Here is a 20,135-nt window from a genome sequence, read left to right on the forward strand (position 1 = left end):
GCGAGCCGGCTCGTCAGGACCGGGCCGGCTTCCGCAGCCCCAGCGCCACCAGCAGACCCGCCGCCACGACGATCGCCGCGTCGACGCCCAGCACCAGACGGACGCCCGGCAGCAGCTCGGAGCCGGTGGTGGCCAGGACGCCCAGCAGCGGGATGCCGACGGTGAGGCCGACCTGCTGGGTGCTGGTGACCAGCCCGGTCGCCAGCCCCTGCTCCTCGTCCGGCACCCCGGAGGTGACGGTGAGCCCGTAGGAGATGATCGCGCCGAGGTGGCACATGCTGGCCAGCGAGACGGCGGCGGTCGCCAGCCACACCGACCGGCCGCCGGAGTCCAGGCCCAGCAGCGCGGCGACGAACAGGCCCTGCCCCAGCAGCGAGAAGACCAGCGTGCGCCGCGCGCCGAAGCGGCCGATCACCCTGGGCGCGTAGCCGCCGGCCACCGCCGAGAGCGCGCCCTGGACGCCGAAGACCAGACCGGTCTGGAAGGCCGACAGCTCCAGTACCTCCTGGAGGTACAGGGTCAGCACGAAGATCACCGTGCTCATCATGGAGAAGGTGACCAGCCCGCCCAGGTTGCCCCAGGCGATGGTGCGGCGTCGCAGCATCGGCAGCGAGACCAGCGGCTGCTCGGCGCGGGACTCCACGATCACGAAAGCCACCAGCAGGGCGATGCCCACCACCAGCGTGACGAGGACGTCGGCGCCGCCGAAGCCGCGCTCGCCCGCCGTCGACAGGGCGTAGATGACGGCCAGCAGACCACCGGTGACGGTCACGGCGCCCGGCACGTCCAGCCGCGGCCGGTCCGGGGTGCGCGACTCGGCCAGCAGGCCCGGCGCCGCCACCAGCACCAGCAGCGTGCACACCGCCAGCAGCCCCATGGTGGAGCGCCAGCCCAGGGTGTCGGTCATGGAGCCGCCGAGCACCATGCCGATGGTGAAGCCCAGCGACAGCAGGGTGCCGCTGATGCCCAACGCCCGCTCGCGCTCCGGGCCCTCGGCGAAGGTGGTGGTCAGCAGCGACATGCCGGTCGGCACGATGGCGGCCGCGGCCAGGCCCTGGAGCGCGCGCCCGGCCAGGAGGGCCGCCGGGTTCCAGGCCAGGGTGGCCACCACCGAGGCGGCGGTGAACAGCGCCAGCCCGGCGAGGAACAACTTCCGCCGCCCGTACAGGTCGCCGATCCGGCCGAACAGCAGCAGGAAGCCGCCGGACGGCAGCGCGAACGCGGTCACCGCCCATTGCAGATCGGCCTGGCTCATCCCCAGGTCGGCGCCCATCACCGGGAGCGCCACGTTCAGGATCGAGAAGTCCAGGGCCACGATGAACTGCGCGGCGCACAGCACCATCAGCACGAGCCTGGCGCGGCCGGACATGCGGGCGGGGGCGGGGGCGGGAGAGGTCGGCGCCTCGGGGTGGGTGGGGGTGTCGGACGGGGTGGGGCGTGTCGGGGAATCGATCGGCATGATCAAGAGGTTCATGCGAACCGAAGGGGTGTGGGGAGCGGGAGAATATCCTGTTGGCCCGACCACCAGGCAGTGCGAGAGCAGGGGGAAGCGTGGCACCGGCCACCGAGAGCAGCGCGAAGACCCGTCGTCGGCAGGAGCTGCGTGACTTCCTGATGAGCCGTCGGGCCCGGATCAGCCCCACCGACGCGGGTCTCCCGGACGGCGGGGCGCGGCGCCGCACGCCGGGGCTGCGCCGCGAGGAGGTCGCGGTGCTCGCCGGGGTCGGCGCCTCCTGGTACCAATGGCTGGAGCAGGGCCGGGACATCACGGTCTCTCCGCAGGTGCTGGACGCGGTCGCGCGGGTGCTCCGGCTGAGCGCCACCGAGCGCCGCCACCTGTACGTCCTGGCGGGGCTCAACCCGCCGCAGCCCGAGACCGACCTCCCCGACCCGGACTACCTGCGCGAGGGGCTGCACCGGCTGATCGACGCCTGGATGCCGTTCCCCGCGCACATCATGGACGCGTACTGGAACACCATCGTCCATAACGAGGCCGCCCGCCTGGTCATGGGCTACGGTCAGCCGGGCGTCTCGTCGAACTGCGTCGTCGCCTTCTTCACCGACCCCGTCTACCGTGCGCGCGCCAAGAGCTGGGAGCGGATCGCCCCCTGGGTCGTCGCCCAGTACCGAGCGGCCTGGTCGGAGCGGCCGCACGACGAGGGATACGCCGAGGTCGTACGGGAGGCGACCGAGCTCAGCGAGGAGTTCGCCGAGCTGTGGGCGCTCGGTGACGTACGGGCCGGTGGCCAGCTGGTCAAGGAGATGGAACATCCGCGGGTCGGAGCGCTGTTCTTCGAGTCCACCCAACTGCGGGTGCCGGCCCGTCCGGATCTGACGATCGTGCTGCACAACCCCGTGCCGGAGACCGACACGGCGGCGAAGTTGGAGCGGCTGATGTCCCCCGAGGACCGTCGCGACGGGATGTACTCGGTCGCGGGCTGAGCGGGGCGTGCGCATATCCTCGTCCCCATGAGCGACGCTGCACCGCTGGACCCCGAAGACCGCAAGATCATCACGCTCGCCCGCTCCGCGCGCGCCCGCAACGGGGTGCCGGAGGGCGCGGCCGTACGCGACGAGACCGGCCGGACCTATGTGGCCGGCACCGTCGCCCTCGACTCGCTGCGGCTGACCGCCCTGCAGACCGCGGTCGCCATGGCCGTGGCCAGCGGCGCCAGGTCCCTGGAGGCGGCTGCCGTGGTCACCGAGGCGACGGACGCCGCCGACCTCGACCTCGCCGCGGTGCGCGACCTCGGCGGCCCCGGCACGCCGGTGCTCCTGGCGGGGCCGGACGGTGAACTGCGGGTGACCGCCCGAACCTGAACGCCTGGCGGCGTGCGCGGTTGAGGGCTTCGCCCTCGTCTTCCTGGGTGTGGCTGGGGCTTTCCCCCTGTCCCCGCTCCCGGGGCGTCGACGGTGCCGTCGGTTGTGTTGGTGTCGTCGGTGTCGTCGGTGTCGTCGGTGTCGTTGGTTCTGTCGGTTCGGCACCGCCGGTCCGCGTCGTGGTGGTTGCGCGCCGTCGTGGCGGCATCGGAGTGCCGGTCCGGGGCGGGCTGAAGGTGCTGGTCCGCGGCGGGGCGAAGGTGCTGGTCCGCGGCGGCGTGAGGGCGCTGGGCCGTGGGGGAAACAAGCGCGCCGGTCCGTTCGGTGCCCGCCCCTTGGGGTGGGGTCAGCTGGGTGAGGCGACCCGGGGGTGTTCCGTGAGGGGCGGTTCGACGGCGGGCGTACGGGACTCCGCGCGGGACTCGGCGAGCCGGGCCCAGAGGGCGATGGCGGCGCCGGTCAGGCAGAGCGCGGCGGCGACGAGGAACGCGTTGTTCGCTCCGTCGGCCATGGCCTGGCCGGGGCCGGCGGCCGACTCGGGCTGGCTGACGACGGTGATCATGACGGCGACGCCGAGGGCGGAGCCCAGGTAGCGGGCGCTGTTGTTGGCGCCGGAGCCCATCGCGGCCCGGTGCGGGGGCACGCTGCTGACGGCGAGTCGGGCCAGGGCGGCGTTCAGGACGCCGCTGCCGATGCCGGCGATGACCAGGCCGGGCACCAGGTGGGCCCAGGAGTCGCCGGCGTCCAGCCCGTACAGCGCCGCCTCGCCGATGCCGCACAGCAGCAGCGAACCGGCGACCTGGGTGGCGGCGGCCACCTTGGCGGCCAGCCGGCGGGCCTGGAGCGCCGAGACCACCGAGAGGCCGGACCAGATGGCCAGCACGCCGGAGGCGGTCAGCGGGGACTCGCCGAGCGACTTCTGCACCACGGTGGGCAGATAGCTCATCAGGCCCACGATGGACATCCCGGTGAAGAAGGCGCCGCTGGTGGAGGCGATGAAGCCGGGCGTCCGGAACAGCCCCAGCTCCAGCATGGGTTCCGCCACCCGCGACTCGACCAGCACGAACGCGGCGAGCAGCAGCACCCCGGCGCCGAGCAGCGTCAGCACCTGGGTGCGCCCCCAGCCGTAGCGGCCCTCGGCGAGTCCGGCGATCAGACAGGAGGAGCCGGCGCCCAGGGTGAGCACGCCGAGCGGGTCGAGCCGGCGCGGGCGGTCGTTCTTGGACTCGTTCAGGGTCCACGCGGTGAGCGCGATCAGCAGGAGGGAGAGCGCGGACAGCACCCAGTAGATGGCGCGCCAGCCGCCGGCCCGCTCCACCAGGGCCGCGTAGACCGGGCCCAGCGCGATGCCCAGGCCGACCGAGGCGCCCCACATGCCCAGCGCCTTCACCCGCGCCGGGCCGACCGGGTAGGCGTTGCCGATCAGCCCGAGGCTCGGCGCCAGGACGGCCGCGGCGGCGCAGCCCTGGAGGATCCGCCCGGTCAGGAAGAGGCCCGTGTTCGAGGCGGCGGCGGAGAGCGCGGTCGACACCAGCAGCAGCCCGGCCCCGGCGCCGAACACCCGCTTGCGGCCATGGTCGTCGGCGACGCTGCCCATGGTGAGCAATAAGGCGGCCAGACCCACCAGGGTGCCGGTGAGCACCCAGGTCTGGGCGGAGGGGGTCATGTCCAGCGCGGTGGCGGTGGGGGAGAGCGTGGTCAGCGGCGAGGTGTAGTCGATCAGCACCAGCAGGGTGCCGAAGCTGGCGGTCAGCAGCGTGAGGCCGGGGCTGCGGAGCGCGGAGGGTGAGGCGTTGGGCGCCATGGCGGGTCCTCTGTCGGTCCTCGTACGCCGGTCGGGCCGACGGCGTAGCTCTGGGCAGGTAAGTCTGTTCAACGAACTTAGGTGAACGTACCACGGTTAATTCGTTCACCGAACCTGTTCGTTAGACTCATGTCATGGCGCTGGGTACGGATTACGCACAGCAGGACTGCTCGCTCGCACGCGCCCTGGAGGTGGTCGGCGAGCGCTGGAGCATGCTGATCGTGCGCGACGCCTTCTACGGGGTGCGGCGCTTCAACGACTTCCTCGCGCACCTGGACATCCCGCGCGCGGTGCTCACCCAGCGGCTCCAGTCGCTGGTCGCCGCGGGGGTGCTGCGCAAGGAGCCGTACCAGCGGGCGCCGGTGCGCCACGGCTATGTGCTCACCGACGCGGGGCGGGCGCTGTGGCTGCCGATCTACGCCCTGGCCCAGTGGGGCGAGCGGCACGCCTCCGACGGCCGGTCGCGGACCGTCTTCAGCCATGTCCCCTGCGGGACCCGGCTGGATCCGCTCGGCAACTGCCCCTCCTGCGCCGTACCGGTGGCCCCCGGGGACATCTCGATGCGGCCGGGCCCCGGCGCCGACGACGAACTGCGGCAGGACCCGGTCTCCCGAGCCCTGGCCCGGCCGCACCGCTTGCTGAGCCCCATCGAGCCGCAGGCCGGACGGGCCTGAGCCGCCCGCCGCGGCGCCCCGGCATCCCGGGGCGCCGTACGGCGGCGTCCGGACCCGCCCGGCCCCGCGGCGGACGGAGACGTCGGCTAGGCGTTCGCGGACCGCGTCCGCGGCACCGCCACCAACAGCTCGGTGTCCAGCGGCAGCCCGTGGACGACGGAGAGCGCGAAGCCCGACTGCTCCAGCAGCGCCGCGTACTCCGAGGCGGTGCGCTCCGAGCCGCCCGCGATCGCCAGCATGTGCACGTCGAACCAGGCGGCCAGCGACGGCGAACCGTCCTCCGGCACCACCCGCTCCACGATCAACAGCGCGCCGTCCTCCGGGATCACCTCCCGGATGCGCCGCAGCACCTCCAGGCACCGCTCGTCGTCGCGCCCGTGCAGCACCCGCGAGAGCAGGTAGACGTCCCCGCCCGCCGGGACCTTCTCGTAGTAGTCGCCCCAGGCGTAGTCCAGCCGGCCCGCCAGCTCGGTCCGCGCCAGCTCCGTGCGGGCCGCGTCCACCACGTGCTCGGTGTCGAACAGCACGCCCCGCAGGTGCGGATGGGCCCGCAACACGGTGGTCAGCAGCGAGCCGTTGCCGCCCGCGATGTCCACCACGGTCCGCGCCTCGCTGAAGTCGAAGAGGGTCGGGATCGGGTCGAAGAACGCCGAGCTGGCCGCCATCGCCCGGTCGAACTTGGCGGTCAGCTCCGGGGTCCGGCCGAAGTACGGGTACATCGCCGCCCCGTGCAGCGCGGTGAAGGCGTTCTCCCCCGTGCGCACGGTGTGCGTCAGATGGCCCCAGCCGGCGTAGAACTCCTCGCCGTACAGCAGCGCCAGATCGCGCATCGAGCCCTGCTCCTCGGTGCGCAGGGTCCGGCCCACCTCGGTGGTGCGGTAGGTGCCGCGCGCCGGGTCCCGTTCGACGACGCCCAACTCGGCCAGGAAGCGGAGCAGTCGGGCGAGGGAGGGCTCATGGGTGCCGGTGCGGTCGGCCAGTTGCGCGGGGGTGGCCGGACCGTCCGCCAGCTCGTCCGCGAGGCCCAGCTTGGCGGCGGTGTAGACGGCCTGGGAGGCCCAGTAGCCGATCATCAGGTCCATCAGTCTGCGCGAGGCCGCTGCGCCGTCGGTCATCCTGCGTCTCCTTGCGTGCGGAAGTCAGAAGGGAAGGGGGCCAAAGGGAAAGGGAGGGAAAGCGAAGGCGAAGGGGGCTCAGGCGACGGCCATGCGGCGCTGCCCGAGGTTCTCCAGCCCCGTGCGCAGACAGCCGCGGGTGATCGCGTCGCCCTGGAGCAGCGTGCGGGAGCCCACGTGCGGCCGGGCACCGATCGCGGTCACCCACTGCACCGACTCCACCGGGGGCCCGTACGAGAAGCGGCCGCGGTGCTGGGTGCCGGCGACGTCGATCAGCCGGAAGCTGGTCTCGGCGACATCCAGGCCGCCGGTCTCGTAGCCCGGGCCCTCCGCGTCGGGGATGGTGTGCGGCCGGCAGCCGCCCGTGGTGAGCAGGTGGCGTAGCAGCGGATCGGTGGCGCGGCGCACGTCGGTCAGCGCCAGGTGCGCCTCCAGCAGCGCCGTCACCTCCAGCGGCGCCTCGTCGACCTCGGGTGAGGAGACCAGGAAGCGGCCGCGCTCCGGGGCGCACTCCACCCGCATCCGGGGGCCGACCATGCGCACCACCCCGGCCGCGACCAGAGCCTCCAGCTCCTCGATCCGGGCCACCGGCGGACCGGAGGCCACATAGTTGTTCAACCCGCTGAACCAGCGGTCCACGTGCTCCCGGTACGACGCCCCGCGCAGCCCCTGGTGGGAGATGACCTGCCGGATCTCGTCGCGCAGGTCGCGCATGATGGCCGCGGTGGCCTTGAACGGGCTTGTCGCGGGGCCGGCCGCCGACTGCTCCAGGTCCCAGCGCAGCCGGCCGGCCACCCAGGCGTCGTACTCCGCGCGGTCGGCGAACCGTCGGCCGAGGCCGGGCCGGTCCACCCGCGCCCAGTCCCACCGCTCGGCGGGGTCCGGGACATGGCGCTCGATCAGCTCCCGCATCGCGGCGCTGTCCCAGTCGAGCCGGGAGTACTCCGCCAGGAACGCCTCCCGCTCCGCCTCCGGGGCCCGGCTCAGCAGGGCCCGGTAGTAGACGAACCCGACCTCCTTGGCCACGTACGGCCACAGGTGGTTCATGAAGTCGGTCTCGCCGCGCCCGGCCCCGTGCCGCAGCTCGGTGATCACCTCGGCGGTCAGGAAGCGCGGCTGGTAGCGCGGCACGACCTCCAGGTGGATCTCGGCCCGCGCGGTGTACGGCACGCCCCGGCCCGAGCCCGCGTAGATCAGCGGCTCCTTGCCGGAGGGCTCGTAGCGCAGCCGGCCGGCCTCGTCCCGGCGCAGCCGGCCGCCACGGCCCTGCGTCAGCAGCGTGACGTAGTCGAAGAAGCTCAGCCCCAGGCCGCGCAGCACCACCGGCTCGCCGGCGGGGAAGTCGGACAGATCGGCCTCGGCGGGGCTGACCGGCTCCTGGTAGACCAGGCCGTGCTCGGCCGCGAAGCGCCGCAGCCGCTGCTGGCCCTCGGTCGGCGCGACGTCGAAGTGGCCCTGGGCCAGCACCACCGCGTCCAGCAGCAGCTCCGTCTCCTCTCCCTCGCCGCGCTCCTCCAGCCGCAGCACCTGCCGGCCGCCGGGCACGTCGTCGAGCGCCACCGCGCGCGTGGCGTGGGTGCGCACGGAGATCTCCGCCGGCGCGGTGCGGACGATGTGGCCCAGCGCCCAGCGCAGATAGCCGCCGTTGAGCGCCCGGCTCCCGTACGACCAGGGCAGCATCCCGGCGCACTCGGCCCGGTCCGCCGCGCTCACGTCGTCGATCAGTCCCTCGGCCACCATCCGGGCCCACTGGTACTGGGTGGGCCCGGGGATGATCGGCCCCTCACAGGGCACGGAGTCGTCGGTGAACACGGTGACGTCCGAGGCGACGGTGTTCATCAGCAGCGAGCGGTCCTGGTCCTGCTGCCAGACCCGGCCGCCGCCCGGCGGGCAGGGATCGATCAGATGGACCTCCACCGTCACGCCGGGAGCCAGCAGCGGCGCGTTGGCACACAGCCGTTCGAGCGCGACGACGCCGCGCGGGCCGGCGCCCACTATGCCCACTCGTATGGTCGACTGGCTGGTAGCCACGGGTGCGTTCCTCTCGGTTGCGGGGTCTTTCGCGGGGCCGGGGCGGGTCACCGCGCCGACCCGCCGTCTCCGGCTTCGCTGAACAGGTGGGGGAAGTAGTCGATGTCGAACCGCAGCGCCTCGAAGAGGTCGCCGCCGGGGGTGCCGCCCGGGGCGGCGCCGGGCCCGGCCGCCAGCAGCCTCTGGTTGCGCGCCACGCTGGCCGGCGACAGCGGCAGCCGACCGTGCGAGTGGTAGCGGATCGCCCCGCTCGGGTCCCGCCGCGGGATGATCGCCGAGTGGGCGTGTCGGCTGGCGCTGAACGGGATGTCGAGGCGGCCCTCGGCGAACGCGGTGACGATGGCGCTGTGCAGCCGCGGGGCGGCCAGCACCGGCTCGACGATCTCCGCGACCTCCCGGCAGATCCACCGCTGCTCCTCGGACACCGCCTCCTCGTCGACCGTGACGAAGTCCAACAGCCGGGAGTTGGCGATGTCCGCCAGCCGCAGCCCGGCCACGTTGGCCGCCGCGTCCGGGATGCCGTGCGCCTCCTGGTACGTCTTGGTGATCATCTTTGAGGCGCCGCCGAGCCGGGCGGTCAACGCCCCGTAGAAGATCAGCTCCTCGGCGTGGTGCCGTTCCCTGGGGAAGACCCCCATGAACTCGTGGAGCACCGCGTGGGTGCGCACCCCGGCCGGCAGATAGCGGCCGGCCAACTCGGGGATGGCGCGCAGCGCCGCCACGTCCTGGGCGAGATGGCCGCTCTGCGGATACGAGACGGAGACGCAGCGCACGCCCTCGGCCGTCGCCGCGACCGCCTCCAACACGCTGATCGCCAGCGAGATCGACGGCGGCACGAGCACCGCGGTCAGCGTCCCGAACAGCTCCCGGTCCACCACGGTGCCCAGCCGCGCCAACTCCCCGCAGACCGCGTCCACCTCGGCCCAGGCGGTCAGCGAGTGCGCCAGCGGCACGTCCTTGGAGTACGGCAGGTTGTACGAGATCCCGCCGCCCTCGAAGGAGGTGATGCCGGCGGCCACCGAGGTGGCGAACAGGGCGCGCGGGTCCGGCGAGCCGTGTCGGATCTCCAACGGCACCGACACGCTCTCGTTCAGCTCCCGGCCCCGCCGCCAGCCGTGGGTGACCAGCGGATAGCCGTTCAGCCCGAGCGGGTCGGCGCGCAGCGCCCGCGCGGCGTGCTCCCAGCGGAGCAGCCGGGTGTGCGCGTCGATGGTCAGGGTCAGGATGTCCGGGCGGCCCTCGCGTTCCAACTCGGCCAGGAGCGCCGCCATCTCCCGGTGGCCGCCGACGCCGCAGCGCGGCTGGAGCGCCACCCGGCCCGTCGCCTGCGCGAGGTCCAGCACCTCGGCGGCGGTCGGCTTGCCCAACCGGCCGATGTAGGCGACCGACTCCCGGAGGGAGGGCAGCTCTTCCGGCCCGGCCGGTGCGTCGGTCATCGGGCCGCGGCACCGGCCAGCGCGCGGACGGCGGCGTCGGCACCGGCGCCCGCCCCGACCGGGGCGACGGCGGGCCGCAGGGTGTCCAGCAGCGGGGTCAGCCGCGCCGGACTGTCCAGCACATGGTCGACGCCCAGCGCGTACAGCCGGTCGATCGCCGAATCGTGCTTGACGCTGCCGACCGAGAGGTTGCCGCCGACGATCACGGGGCAGGGGATCCGCCCCGCCCGCTTGGCGTCCGCCAGGTCGTGCAGATCCGCGTGGATCTGACCGTTGAGGCTGCCGATGATGACGGCCTCCGCCCCGGGGTGGCGCGCGCAGGCGTCCGCGAACTCGGCGACCGGGGTGCAGGTGCCCAGGTTGATGACGGTGAAGCCGTCGGCGCGCAGCGAGTGGGCGATCAGATGGTTGGCGACGGCGTGCGCGTCGCTGGCCGCGACGCCCAGGATCACCAGGCGTTCGGGGGAGTCGGGGGTGGCGGACATGGTCATCCTGCGGAACCTCTCTGGCGGTACGGAGGGGGTGGGCGAGGCCGGCCGTCAGTCGTCGAAGGCGGCGAACAGCTCGCGGCGGCTGACCGACCGGAGCCGGGTGATGTCGAACTCCTCGGGGTCGGCCACCGACAGCGAGTCGAAGACCCGGTTGACGGCGGCCACCAGGCCCCACTCCGCGGTGTACGGGGGCCAGCCGCGATGGCCGTCGGCGATGTCCTGCTGGCGCACGAAGAGGTAGTCGTACCACTGGCGGCTGGCCGGATAGCGGTGGTGGTAGTCGTGCACCACGGTGTCCCCGGTGAGCACCAGGTAGCGGGTGGGGAAGTGGACCAGGGCCATGCGCAGCGTCCAGCGCGTCCAGGCGGCCGTCGCGCGTCCCGCCGAGAGCCCGGGCGCGGGGGCGGGCTCGCCGATGAAGATGGCGTTGGTGAGGCCGGCGAAGTACTCCTTGCCGCGCCGGACGGTGGCGTCGGGCGCGGGAAAGGTGTGCTTGACGCACAGCCGGAGGGTGTTGCTGATCTGGTAGAAGAAGATCAGCGGCAGAAACCAGACCACCAGCACCGGTACGACGAGACCGGTCCATACGGCGGTGACGGCGAGCGCTCCGTAGAGCAGGGGCGCCAGGACCTTCTCGGCGCGGGCGGAGTTCTTCCAGAAGGAGCGCACGCGCGCCACCGCGAAGGCCAGGTGGAAGCGGGGCGAGACCAGCTTGAGCAACACCCTGCGCCACATCTGGCGGCGCGTCATCCCGGGACGCAGGTCCAGGCTGACCAGGAACGCCTGCACGGTCGGGTCGCGCAGGGTCATGTGGTGCACGGCGTGGTGGTCGGCCACGTGCTCCTTGCTGTAGCGCTTGAAGTTCTGGATGACCAGCAGGCTGGAGACGGCGTAGCCGAGGGCGGCGTCCAGTCGACGGCGGCCGAACATGTTCCGGTGCGAGCACTGGTGATAGATCATCATGCGCAGATTGCGCTGGCCGTGCAGGGTCATCGCCCAGCCGGGGACCAGGAGTGTCAGCCAGCCGCCGCCGAGCAGGAGCGCGGAGCTGGAGAGCGCAATGCCGGCCAGCATGCTCAGGACGGCCGTTGTCAGGTGGAATCCGGGCGACAGGTTGACAGGACGCTGGCCCGCCAGCGGTTTGCCGGTCAGGAAGGTGAGGGGTAACTGGAGCGGGCCGGGTAAGACCCGCATGGACTCGCGTGTGGCATCCGCGGTCGACATGGACGCATTGCTGGCACTCATGGTGGGCGGGGGCCTTTTCTGCGTTGGCGGCATGGCCGAAGGGGGCGAACAGGCAGAACCAGGTGCGGAGAGCAGGGGGCCGTACAGCGGTGAAACCGGCGGAGCGGGGTACGGAACAGGCGCCGGAGATGGCGGGCCACGGCCAGCGGCACGGCGCTCTGGAGGCGCGACCTTGTGACGTGCCATCTGACTGGCGGGCGGTGCCAAGCTACTCAGGTCTGCCAGAGGTAGTCAAGCAGTGGTCATATGAAGTCACGACTAGTCAGTTGTCGCGCACATGGGCTAGGCTATTTAGGACTGTTGAACGAACCTGTGTACGTCACACATTGGTCCTGGACAGTGGGGGGAGTACCGGGATGCCGGAGGAGCGGGGCGTGACTGCGGCCGCGTTACGGCCGGGTGTCACCGCCGCGGCGCGAGGCGGTTCGGGAGGGCCGCGCCGGACGTCGCGGCAACAGCTTCCGCGGCAACAGCTTCCGCAAGGCGGGCAGGTGCCCCGTCGACCACCGCTCCGAGGATCCTCGGGCGCCCCGCGCCCCCGACGCCGGTGGTACGCCCCGCGCCCCGGAGCTCCATGGCGCGTCCCGCGCTCGCGGGGTCAGTCGCGCGCCGCGGGGCCCTCCGGCCGCCTGCCGCTGCCCCCGCTGCCGTTGACACCTCTGACAACGCCCTCCCTGGCCGAGGGTCGGGGCCCGTCCAGCGGCGTCCCCGCCCACTGGGTCTCGTCCAGCCGGGTCGCGTCCAACAGCGCCCCCTCCAGCGGAGTCATGTCCGTCTCGCCGGTGAGGTTCCCCCCGCGCGGGGCGCCGATCCTCCGGTCGCCCTCCGTCTGTGCCCCGTCCAGCGCCGAGGCCAGCGACTTCCACGCCTCGGTGGCCAGGTCGAGGTACCCCGAGTCCTCCGCCTGCATGGCCACGGACCGCATCTGCGTCCGCGCCTCGGCCTCGGAGCCGATCCGCAACAGGCACCGGCTGCGCAGCAGCCGGTTGCGCAGACCGTCATGAAACGCGAGCAGTCCGGTCTCCTCGGCCTGGTCGGCCGCCGCGATCGCCGCCCGGTAGTCGCGCTCGATCCACAGCAGCCAGGCCGTCAGGGACAGCAGCGCCGCGCTCTGACCGGGGCCGCCCACCAGATCGACCGCGCGGCGCGCCTCCTTGATCCAGCCCCGGACGTCGTCGGTGCGTCCACTGCGCAGCCGCAGCGCGCTGGCCGCCATCCGCAGCCGTGCCCAGGCCAGCAGGTCGTCCCGGCTGTCCAGGATGGCCAGGGCCTTGAGCATCAGCCGGTCGCTCTCCTCGGCCCGCCCCTGACGGCTGCGCACCCCGGCGCAGGTCCAGTAGATCTGGGCGGCCGTGCGGGGGGTGGTGGCGTCGGCCAGCGCCAGCAGCTCGGGCACCCGCTTGTCCGCGAGCCGCACCGCGCCCAGCTCGGTCTCGGCCGCGGCCACCGCCATCAGCGCGCGCGCCTGCTCGGGCGCTCCGGCTCCGCGGGCGGCCGCGACCGCCTGCTCGCCCGCCTCCAGAGCGGCCGGCAGATGGCCCAGGGCCCGCTCGTCGGCGGACAGGTCGGCCAGGATGCCGGCCCGGACCGCGGCCGCGTCCGGCCAGATGGCGCTGGTGTCGAGCATGGTGCGCAGCACGCGGACCCGCGCGGGCAGCTCCTGTCGGCGGCCGTACGCCTCGGCCAGCGTCCACAGCAGATGCCAGTGCCAGCCGAACGGGGCGGCCGCCTCCGCCCGGTCCAACTGCGGCTCCAGCAACTCGATGACGCGGGCGGTGTCGCCGTCGCGCAGCGCGGTGGCCGCCTCGGCCAGCAGCAGGCTGCGGGCGGAGTGCGGGTCGTCCGCGCCGCCGGCGCCCACGCCGCCCGGGCCGGCTTCCGCCCCCTTCGACGGCGCGCAGGTCGTCAGGGCCTCACTGGGCACGCCCAGCTTGTCCGCGAGGTAGCTGAGGGCGGCGGGAGAGGGAAGGCGGTTGCCCATCTCGAGCCGTGAGATGTAGCTGGCGGACACCGGTCCACCGGCCAACTCCGTCTGCTTGATCCCGCGCTCCAGCCGCAGTTGTCTCAGCCGCTGACCGAACTCGGGCTGGTTGACCACCGTCATGGCAAGCCCATTACTTCCTTGGAGAGAAATCCGGACATGTTAAGGCTTCTTGCTGCATTAGTCATGTCGCTCACGGTCCAGGCGGCGGCCCAGACCTGCGCCGTGCCGACCTTGACCGAGGATGAGCGATCGGGTGGCCGGTTCGTGGCCCGAGCGGTGTCGCGCCCGACGGGTCCGGGGAGCTCCACCGACCTGGAGTGGCCGTAGTCCGGGTGGTGGCGTCGACACCGCCCGTATGACAACGCTATGACACCGCCAGTCAACTGGCAAGCAACTCAGGTGCATCGGTATGGCGGCGCCGGCGGGCGCTCGGTGAGGACCAGGTCGAGCAGGCCGGGGAAGGCGGCGTCGAACTCCTCCCGGCGCAGCCGGTTGAGCCGCCGGGCGCCTTCGTCGCGCTGTTCGAGTAGTCCGGCGTGGCGCAGCACCGCGAAGTGGTGGCTCCGGGTGGCCTTGCTGACGCCCAGGTCGAAGGTGCCGCAGGCGCGGCTCCAGTCCGGGCAGTCGGCCAGCTCTCGGATGATGGCGCGGCGCACCGGGTCGCCCAGCGCGCCCAGCGCGTCCTGCAGCGTGGCCTGGGCCGGGTCCGTGTGGGTGAGGCGGCGGGTGCGCTGTGAGACGCGGGCGCGGGCGTCGCTCGGCCGAGGGTCGGCGGCCGGGAGGTGCTCGCACGGCCGTGCGTCGAGAGAGGGGTCGCCGAGAGAGGGGTCGCCGAGAGAGGGGCCGTCGGGAGAGGGGTCGTCGAGGGAGGCAGCCGTACTTGACTCGGTGTCAGGAGAACGGCTTTTATTCATGGTGATCGACCTCCATCGAACACTATAGACCGTGCGGGCGTCGCCGTGTCCGGCGATCGTCCCGGAAGTGGATGCGAGTTGTCAGGTGAGTGAAGCCATGGAGAGCGGCCCGGCGGCTCCGGCGCCGCGCGGCCAGGCGCCCTCGAAGGTACCGGACCCCGCGGACCCGGTCGGCGGAACTGCCCTGGCGGCGGTCTGTCTCGGCTTCTTCATGGTGCTCATGGACGCCAGCGCGCTCAATGTCGCACTGCCGCGACTCCGCGCGGAACTCGGCGGTGGACTGGCGCCGTTGGAGTGGACGGTCAACAGCTACACCATCGCCATGGCGGCCTGCCTGCTCGGCGGCGGCGCACTCGCCGACCGGCTGGGCGCCCGCCGCCTCTTCGAACTGTCCCTGCTGCTCTTCGTCGCCGCCTCGGCCGCCTGCGCCGCCAGCCCCGGACTCGGCACGCTGATCGCCGCGCGCACGGTGCAGGGCGTGGCGGCCGGCGGGCTGCTGCCCGCCTCGCTCGCGGTCATCGCGCACATGCACCCCGAACCGGCGCGGCGCGCCAAGGCGTTCACCATCTGGGGCGGTGTCAGCTCCCTCGCCCTGGTCATCGGCCCGGTGGCGGGCGGCGCCCTGACCGCGGCCGTCGGCTGGCGCGCCATCTTCCTCATCAACGTGCCCATCGGGCTGCTCGCCGTGGCCGGCTGCCGGCGGCGGCTGGCCCCCTCGCCGACCCGCGCGGTGCCCCTGGACCCGTGGGGCCAGTTGGCGGCCGCGGTGGTGGTGGGCTGCGGTATCGGGGCGCTGGTCGAGGGCGGCAGTCACGGTTGGTCCGCCCCGCTTCCGCTGACGCTGCTCGGCGCGGCGGCCCTGGCGGCCGTCGCCTTCGGGCTCGCCGAACGCGCGGCCCCCCACCCGGCGCTGCCGCTGGACGTGCTGCGCCGGCCCGGGTTCGCGGCCGGACTGGGGCTCGGGGCGCTGTTCCAGTTCGGTGCGTACGGCGGCCAGTTCGCCATCTCACTCCATCTGCAACACCGCTGGGGGCTGGGCGCGCTGGGCGCCGGGCTGGCCTTCGTGCCGTTCGCGAGCTGCTGGGCCTTCGCGTCGTTCGTGCTGGCCCGCGCGGTGACCCGTACCGGCCCCCGGCTGTTGCTGATCGCCGGCTCCGCCGGGGCCGCCGCCGGCGCCCTCGCGCTGCTCCCGCTCTCCGGCGGTCGGGACTGGCCGCTCTTCGCGGTCGGCAGCTGTCTGCTGGGGCTCGGCGCCGGGCTGATGGGTCCCAGCCTGCCCACGGTGGTGCTGCGCTCGCTCCCCCCGGACCAGTCGGGGCTGGCCTCCGGCTCGCTGAACGCGCTGCGGCAGGTGGGCGGCGCGATCGGCGTGGCGCTCTTCGGACCGCTGCTGGACGGGCGGGGCGACGCCGGCCTACGGGTGTGTCTGGCCCTGGTGGCCCTGGGGTTCGCGGCGGCCGCGCTGGTGGTGCGCCACAGCATGCCGGCCGTCACCCGCGCGAGGCCGGCGGACATCCGAGCGACCTGAGAACGCCGCGAACGCGCGAACCCGCGGACACCGAGAAAGCCGAGAACAACACCGAGAACGCCGAGAAGGCCGAGAACGACACGTCATGCGAGAAACACGAGAAACACCAGGAAGGGGAGGCGCCTGATGCGCGCTGTAGTGGTGGAGCGGGCCGGCGGCCCGGAGGTACTGGTCCCGACGGAGCTGCCGGACCCGGTGCCCGGCCCGGGTGAGCTGCTGGTGCGGCTCGCGGTGGCCGGCGTGAACTACAAGGACGTCTACGAGCGCCAGGCCGGCAACCGCGCGACGCCGCCCTTCGTCCCCGGCAGCGAGGGGGCCGGCACCGTCCTGGCGCTGGGCCCCGGGGCCGAGGGCTTCGCGGTCGGCGACCGGGTGGCGTGGTGGGCGGCACCCGGAAGCTATGCGGAACAGGTGATCGTCCCCGCCGCCGCGGCCGTGTCGGTGCCGGAGGACATCACCGCGGCGGACGCGGCGGCCGTGCTGCTCCAGGGCCTCACCGCGCACTACCTCACCACCTCCGTCCACCCGGCGGTCAAGGGCGAGACCGCCCTGGTCCACTCGGCGGCCGGCGGCCTCGGCCGACACCTCACCCGGCTGCTCACCGCGCAAGGTGTACGGGTCCTGGCCACCGTCTCCGCCCCGGAGAAGGTCGAGGCGGCCCGCGCGGCCGGCGCCCAGGAGGTCCTCATACGGGCCGAGGGCGGCGCGCTCGCCGACGGCGGTGAGCTGGCCGCCCGGGTCCGTGAGCTCACCGACGGTCGGGGCGTCGACGTGGTCTACGACGGCATCGGCCGCGACACCTTCGAGGCCGGCCTGGGCGCGGTGCGCCGACGCGGCCTCTTCGTCCTGGTCGGCTCCGCCTCCGGGCCCGCCCCCGCGTTCGACCCGCAGTCCCTGGCCTCCCGCGGCTCGCTCTTCCTCACCCGCCCCACCCTGGTCGACTACGCCACCGACCCCGACGAGCTGCGCTTCCGCGCGGCCGAGGTCTTCGACTGGCTCCGCGACGGCCGGCTGGAGCTCGCCGTCGGCGGCCGCTACCCCCTGGCGGAGGCCGCCCGCGCCCACACCGACCTCCAGTCCCGCCGCACCACGGGCAAGCTGCTGCTGCTCCCCTCCTGAGGGGACAGGGCCTGAGGCGGGGAAGCGTCCCGGTGTGGACCGCCCGGCCTTCCCCGCCCGGGCCCGCGGCCCGCCCCGCCCGACACCCCGGCCTTGCCCGCTCTCGGCCCCGCTGCCCCGGGCTGGTCGGCGTAGGGCGGCGCATCGGGGACAATGAGCGACATGAGCGATCGTTCCCCGTCCCCCGAGACCGCGCCGAAGACCACCCAGCAGTCGGCCCCGCACCGCGCGGGCTTCGCCTGCTTCGTCGGCCGGCCCAACGCGGGCAAGTCCACCCTCACGAACGCTCTGGTCGGCACCAAGGTGGCCATCACCTCGAACCGGCCGCAGACCACCCGGCACACCGTGCGCGGCATCGTGCACCGCCCCGACGCCCAGCTGGTGCTCGTCGACACCCCCGGCCTGCACAAGCCGCGCACCCTGCTCGGCGAGCGGCTCAACGACGTGGTCCGCACCACCTGGGCCGAGGTCGACGTGATCGGCTTCTGCCTGCCCGCCGACCAGAAGATCGGTCCCGGCGACCGCTACATCGCCACCGAGCTGGCCGGGATCAAGAAGACCCCCAAGGTCGCCATCGTCACCAAGACCGACCTGGTCGACTCCAAGCGGCTGGCCGAGCAGTTGATCGCGATCGACAAGCTGGGCCAGGACCTGGGCATCGTGTGGCAGGAGATCATCCCGGTCTCCGCGGTGGACGCGGACAAGCAGGGCGGCCGCGGCCCGGCGGTCGTGGGCGGCGGCGGACGCGGGGCCGGCCAGGTGGCGCTGCTCGCGGACCTGCTGGTGCCGCTGCTGCCGGAGAGCCCGCCGCTGTACCCGGAGGGCGACCTCACCGACGAGCCCGAGCAGGTCATGGTCGCGGAGCTGATCCGCGAGGCCGCGCTGGAGGGCGTGCGCGACGAACTGCCGCACTCCATCGCCGTCGTCGTCGAGGAGATGCTGCCCCGCGAGGGCCGCCCGGCCGACCGCCCGCTGCTGGACATCCACGCCAACGTCTACATCGAGCGGCCCAGCCAGAAGGGCATCATCATCGGCCCCAAGGGCGCCCGCCTGAAGGAGGTCGGCACCAAGTCCCGCAAGCACATCGAGGCCCTGCTGGGCACGCCGGTCTTCCTGGACCTGCATGTGAAGGTCGCCAAGGACTGGCAGCGGGACCCCAAGCAGCTGCGCAAGCTCGGATTCTGAGCGCCTTGCCGGGAGCGCCTTGCCGGGAACGACCTCCCGGGAACGACCTCCGGGCGCGCTCCCGCGCGGGCCCTCCCGGGGACCTTCCCGGGGCGCTCCGTCACGGGCCCCGGCCGGGCCCGGGCACACCCTTCAGGGCACTCCCTCAGGCCCCTTCCCTGAGCACCGCGCGGACCAGCTCGCGCTGGGCGTCGCTCAGGTGCGGGTCGGCGCAGTGCGCGGTGCGCCCGTCGACCGTGATCTCGTAGGAGAAGCCGTCCGGCACCCCCCGGACCGCGGTGGCCTCGGCCGGGCTCGCCGACACGGCCTGATGGGCCAGGGCCTCCAGGTGTCGGGCGTCGGGCCGGCCGGAGGTGTCCAGCTCGGCCCGGCGCTCGATGCCGGCGAAGCCGCCGGAGCGGATCACAGAGATGCGCATGGCTCCATCCTTACGACCCGCGGCCCGGAGTGCTACCCCGATCCGCCCCCGGCGCGCCGCCTGCCGGCGTGCCGTCCCCCGGCGTGCCGTCCCCCGGGCTGACGCTCCGCGGCGGTCGCTCGCTACTCCACCGGGACGCCGACCTGGCTCCACGCCTTGTCGACCGCCTCCAGCTCCGCCCCCTCGCCGAAGCGGGCGCGGGTCGCGGCCACCGACAGCCGGGCGAAGTCCGCGAAGGTGGCGTCGGTGGACAGCTCGCCGCCGGTCAGCGTGTCGTACCAGATCCGGCCCGCCCGCTCCCAGGCGTTGCCGCCGAGGGCCGTGGCGACCAGGTAGAAGGCGTGGTTGGGGATACCGGAGTTGATGTGCACGCCGCCGTTGTCGCGGCTGGTCTTGACGTAGTCGTCCATGGTCGCGGGCTGCGGGTCCTTGCCGAGGACGTCGTCGTCGTAGGCGGTGCCCGGGGCCTTCAGCGAGCGCAGCGCCTCGCCGGTGACGCCGGGCGCCAGCAGCCCCGCGCCGATCAGCCAGTCGGCCTGGTCGGCGGTCTGACCGAGGGTGTACTGCTTGATCAGCGAGCCGAAGACGTCGGACATGGACTCGTTGAGCGCCCCGGACTGGCCCCAGTACTCCAGGTTGGCGGTGTACTGGGTGACACCGTGGGTCAGCTCGTGGCCGATGATGTCGACCGAGACGGTGAAGTCGAGGAAGATCTCGCCGTCGCCGTCCCCGAAGACCATCTGTTGGCCGTCCCAGAAGGCGTTCCCGTAGTCCTGGCCGAAGTGGACGCTGGCGTCGAGCGGCAGCCCCGAGTCGTCGATCGAGTGCCGGCCGTACGCCTTCAGGAACAGCTCGAAGGTGGCGCCGAGCCCGTCGTAGGCGCGGTTGACCGTGGTGTCGGCGGTGGCCTGGTCGCCCTCGCCGCGGACCTTCCTGCCCGGCAGCCGCTCGGCGCCCTGGGCGTCGAAGATGGTGCGGTTCGGCTTGTCGGAGGGGGTGCCGGCGGGCGTGGCGAGGGCGCGCACGGTGGTGATGCGGCGGCGGGTGCGCTGGAGGGCGTCGTGTTCCAGGGTGCGGCTGGCCTTGTCGGCGATCCGGGAGTCGCCGTGGCGGGCGAGTTTGTCCAGGATGTGCGGTGGCACGATCGTGCAGAAGAGGTTTTCAGCCATGCCGGGCAATGTGGCAGCGCGTCACGGGCTTGTCACTACTTGGCGCCATGATTGATGAAATCGAGTGGTTGATTCCCATTCGCACGCGACGGCGGCGCCGACCCCCACTCGTCCCGCATAGTGAAACGGGGGCTACACATCCGGTACGCCTCCGTTATGGTCGTTTCCATCATGCGTTTCGGGCTGCTTCTTCTTAGCTGCC

General features: G+C 73.2%; 17 protein-coding genes. 6 read left to right on the forward strand and 11 right to left on the reverse strand.

All coding sequences use genetic code 11. From position 1 onward, the window contains the following. Positions 1-13: 13 nt before the first annotated feature. Entirely contained in the window at positions 14-1,459 is a 1,446-nt protein-coding gene (locus tag CD790_RS14615) for an MFS transporter (RefSeq protein WP_144383635.1), read from the reverse strand. Positions 1,460-1,551: 92 nt separating this feature from the next. On the opposite strand from CD790_RS14615, the gene CD790_RS14620 reads away from it, so the two are divergent. After that, the gene (locus CD790_RS14620) at positions 1,552-2,442 is read left to right on the forward strand and encodes a helix-turn-helix transcriptional regulator (RefSeq protein WP_399217529.1); all 891 of its coding nucleotides are present in this window, start codon (positions 1,552-1,554) and stop codon (positions 2,440-2,442) included. A 27-nt stretch (positions 2,443-2,469) separates the two neighbouring features. Further along, complete coding sequence (locus CD790_RS14625; RefSeq protein WP_144383636.1) at positions 2,470-2,820, forward strand: cytidine deaminase; 351 nt, start codon at positions 2,470-2,472, stop codon at positions 2,818-2,820. A gap of 346 nt (positions 2,821-3,166) precedes the next feature. On the opposite strand, the gene CD790_RS14630 is transcribed toward CD790_RS14625, so the two are convergent. Next, positions 3,167-4,624, reverse strand: coding sequence for an MFS transporter (locus CD790_RS14630; protein WP_144383637.1), 1,458 nt, complete (start codon positions 4,622-4,624; stop codon positions 3,167-3,169). A 134-nt stretch (positions 4,625-4,758) separates the two neighbouring features. On the opposite strand from CD790_RS14630, the gene CD790_RS14635 reads away from it, so the two are divergent. Beyond that, on the forward strand, positions 4,759-5,298 hold the full coding sequence (locus tag CD790_RS14635; RefSeq protein ID WP_144383638.1) for a helix-turn-helix domain-containing protein: 540 nt from the start codon (positions 4,759-4,761) through the stop codon (positions 5,296-5,298). Between the two features lie 86 nt (positions 5,299-5,384). On the opposite strand, the gene CD790_RS14640 is transcribed toward CD790_RS14635, so the two are convergent. The 7 genes from CD790_RS14640 to CD790_RS35755 form a co-directional block, all read right to left on the reverse strand. Further along, on the reverse strand, positions 5,385-6,413 hold the full coding sequence (locus CD790_RS14640) for a methyltransferase (RefSeq protein WP_144383639.1): 1,029 nt from the start codon (positions 6,411-6,413) through the stop codon (positions 5,385-5,387). Between the two features lie 78 nt (positions 6,414-6,491). Next, the gene (locus CD790_RS14645) at positions 6,492-8,444 is read right to left on the reverse strand and encodes an FAD/NAD(P)-binding domain-containing protein (RefSeq protein ID WP_186319017.1); all 1,953 of its coding nucleotides are present in this window, start codon (positions 8,442-8,444) and stop codon (positions 6,492-6,494) included. A gap of 47 nt (positions 8,445-8,491) precedes the next feature. Further along, positions 8,492-9,880: a methylaspartate mutase gene (locus CD790_RS14650; RefSeq protein ID WP_144383641.1), complete on the reverse strand. Its 1,389-nt coding sequence runs from the start codon at positions 9,878-9,880 to the stop codon at positions 8,492-8,494. Further along, positions 9,877-10,371, reverse strand: a complete 495-nt coding sequence (locus CD790_RS14655) for a cobalamin-dependent protein (protein WP_222108246.1) — start codon at positions 10,369-10,371, stop codon at positions 9,877-9,879. Before CD790_RS14655 ends, CD790_RS14650 begins: the two co-directional genes overlap by 4 nt. A gap of 48 nt (positions 10,372-10,419) precedes the next feature. Then, positions 10,420-11,595: a fatty acid desaturase gene (locus CD790_RS14660; RefSeq protein WP_260867576.1), complete on the reverse strand. Its 1,176-nt coding sequence runs from the start codon at positions 11,593-11,595 to the stop codon at positions 10,420-10,422. A 619-nt stretch (positions 11,596-12,214) separates the two neighbouring features. Beyond that, complete coding sequence (locus tag CD790_RS14665; RefSeq protein WP_144383643.1) at positions 12,215-13,720, reverse strand: helix-turn-helix domain-containing protein; 1,506 nt, start codon at positions 13,718-13,720, stop codon at positions 12,215-12,217. A gap of 275 nt (positions 13,721-13,995) precedes the next feature. Beyond that, positions 13,996-14,289, reverse strand: coding sequence for a helix-turn-helix transcriptional regulator (locus tag CD790_RS35755; RefSeq protein WP_144383794.1), 294 nt, complete (start codon positions 14,287-14,289; stop codon positions 13,996-13,998). Positions 14,290-14,599: 310 nt separating this feature from the next. On the opposite strand from CD790_RS35755, the gene CD790_RS14675 reads away from it, so the two are divergent. The 3 genes from CD790_RS14675 (at position 14,600) to CD790_RS14685 (ending at position 18,346) form a co-directional block, all read left to right on the forward strand. Next, the gene (locus CD790_RS14675; protein ID WP_144383644.1) at positions 14,600-16,042 is read left to right on the forward strand and encodes an MFS transporter; all 1,443 of its coding nucleotides are present in this window, start codon (positions 14,600-14,602) and stop codon (positions 16,040-16,042) included. A gap of 126 nt (positions 16,043-16,168) precedes the next feature. Further along, entirely contained in the window at positions 16,169-17,161 is a 993-nt protein-coding gene (locus tag CD790_RS14680) for a quinone oxidoreductase (RefSeq protein ID WP_144383645.1), read from the forward strand. A gap of 162 nt (positions 17,162-17,323) precedes the next feature. Further along, positions 17,324-18,346: a GTPase Era gene (locus tag CD790_RS14685; RefSeq protein WP_144383646.1), complete on the forward strand. Its 1,023-nt coding sequence runs from the start codon at positions 17,324-17,326 to the stop codon at positions 18,344-18,346. Positions 18,347-18,491: 145 nt separating this feature from the next. Here CD790_RS14685 and CD790_RS14690 read toward each other — a convergent pair whose 3' ends face one another. Next, positions 18,492-18,764 carry a protealysin inhibitor emfourin gene (locus tag CD790_RS14690; RefSeq protein ID WP_144383647.1) on the reverse strand — a complete coding sequence of 91 codons (273 nt, stop codon included), beginning with the start codon at positions 18,762-18,764 and terminating at the stop codon, positions 18,492-18,494. A 122-nt stretch (positions 18,765-18,886) separates the two neighbouring features. After that, complete coding sequence (locus CD790_RS14695; RefSeq protein WP_144383648.1) at positions 18,887-19,933, reverse strand: M4 family metallopeptidase; 1,047 nt, start codon at positions 19,931-19,933, stop codon at positions 18,887-18,889. Between the last annotated feature and the right edge of the window lie 202 nt (positions 19,934-20,135).

This window comes from Streptomyces sp. SAJ15, assembly GCF_007595705.1.
In the GTDB taxonomy this organism is placed as follows: domain Bacteria; phylum Actinomycetota; class Actinomycetes; order Streptomycetales; family Streptomycetaceae; genus Streptomyces.

Coding starts and splice junctions, on each gene's coding strand:
- CD790_RS14680 (WP_144383645.1), top strand. CDS start 16,169: ATGCGCGCTGTAGTGGTGGAGCGGGCCGGCGGCCCGGAGGTACTGGTC.
- CD790_RS14635 (WP_144383638.1), top strand. CDS start 4,759: ATGGCGCTGGGTACGGATTACGCACAGCAGGACTGCTCGCTCGCACGC.
- CD790_RS14660 (WP_260867576.1), bottom strand. CDS start 11,595: ATGTCGACCGCGGATGCCACACGCGAGTCCATGCGGGTCTTACCCGGC.
- CD790_RS14615 (WP_144383635.1), bottom strand. CDS start 1,459: ATGCCGATCGATTCCCCGACACGCCCCACCCCGTCCGACACCCCCACC.
- CD790_RS14685 (WP_144383646.1), top strand. CDS start 17,324: ATGAGCGATCGTTCCCCGTCCCCCGAGACCGCGCCGAAGACCACCCAG.
- CD790_RS14640 (WP_144383639.1), bottom strand. CDS start 6,413: ATGACCGACGGCGCAGCGGCCTCGCGCAGACTGATGGACCTGATGATC.
- CD790_RS14650 (WP_144383641.1), bottom strand. CDS start 9,880: ATGACCGACGCACCGGCCGGGCCGGAAGAGCTGCCCTCCCTCCGGGAG.
- CD790_RS14655 (WP_222108246.1), bottom strand. CDS start 10,371: ATGACCATGTCCGCCACCCCCGACTCCCCCGAACGCCTGGTGATCCTG.
- CD790_RS14630 (WP_144383637.1), bottom strand. CDS start 4,624: ATGGCGCCCAACGCCTCACCCTCCGCGCTCCGCAGCCCCGGCCTCACG.
- CD790_RS14665 (WP_144383643.1), bottom strand. CDS start 13,720: ATGACGGTGGTCAACCAGCCCGAGTTCGGTCAGCGGCTGAGACAACTG.
- CD790_RS14690 (WP_144383647.1), bottom strand. CDS start 18,764: ATGCGCATCTCTGTGATCCGCTCCGGCGGCTTCGCCGGCATCGAGCGC.
- CD790_RS14625 (WP_144383636.1), top strand. CDS start 2,470: ATGAGCGACGCTGCACCGCTGGACCCCGAAGACCGCAAGATCATCACG.
- CD790_RS14695 (WP_144383648.1), bottom strand. CDS start 19,933: ATGGCTGAAAACCTCTTCTGCACGATCGTGCCACCGCACATCCTGGAC.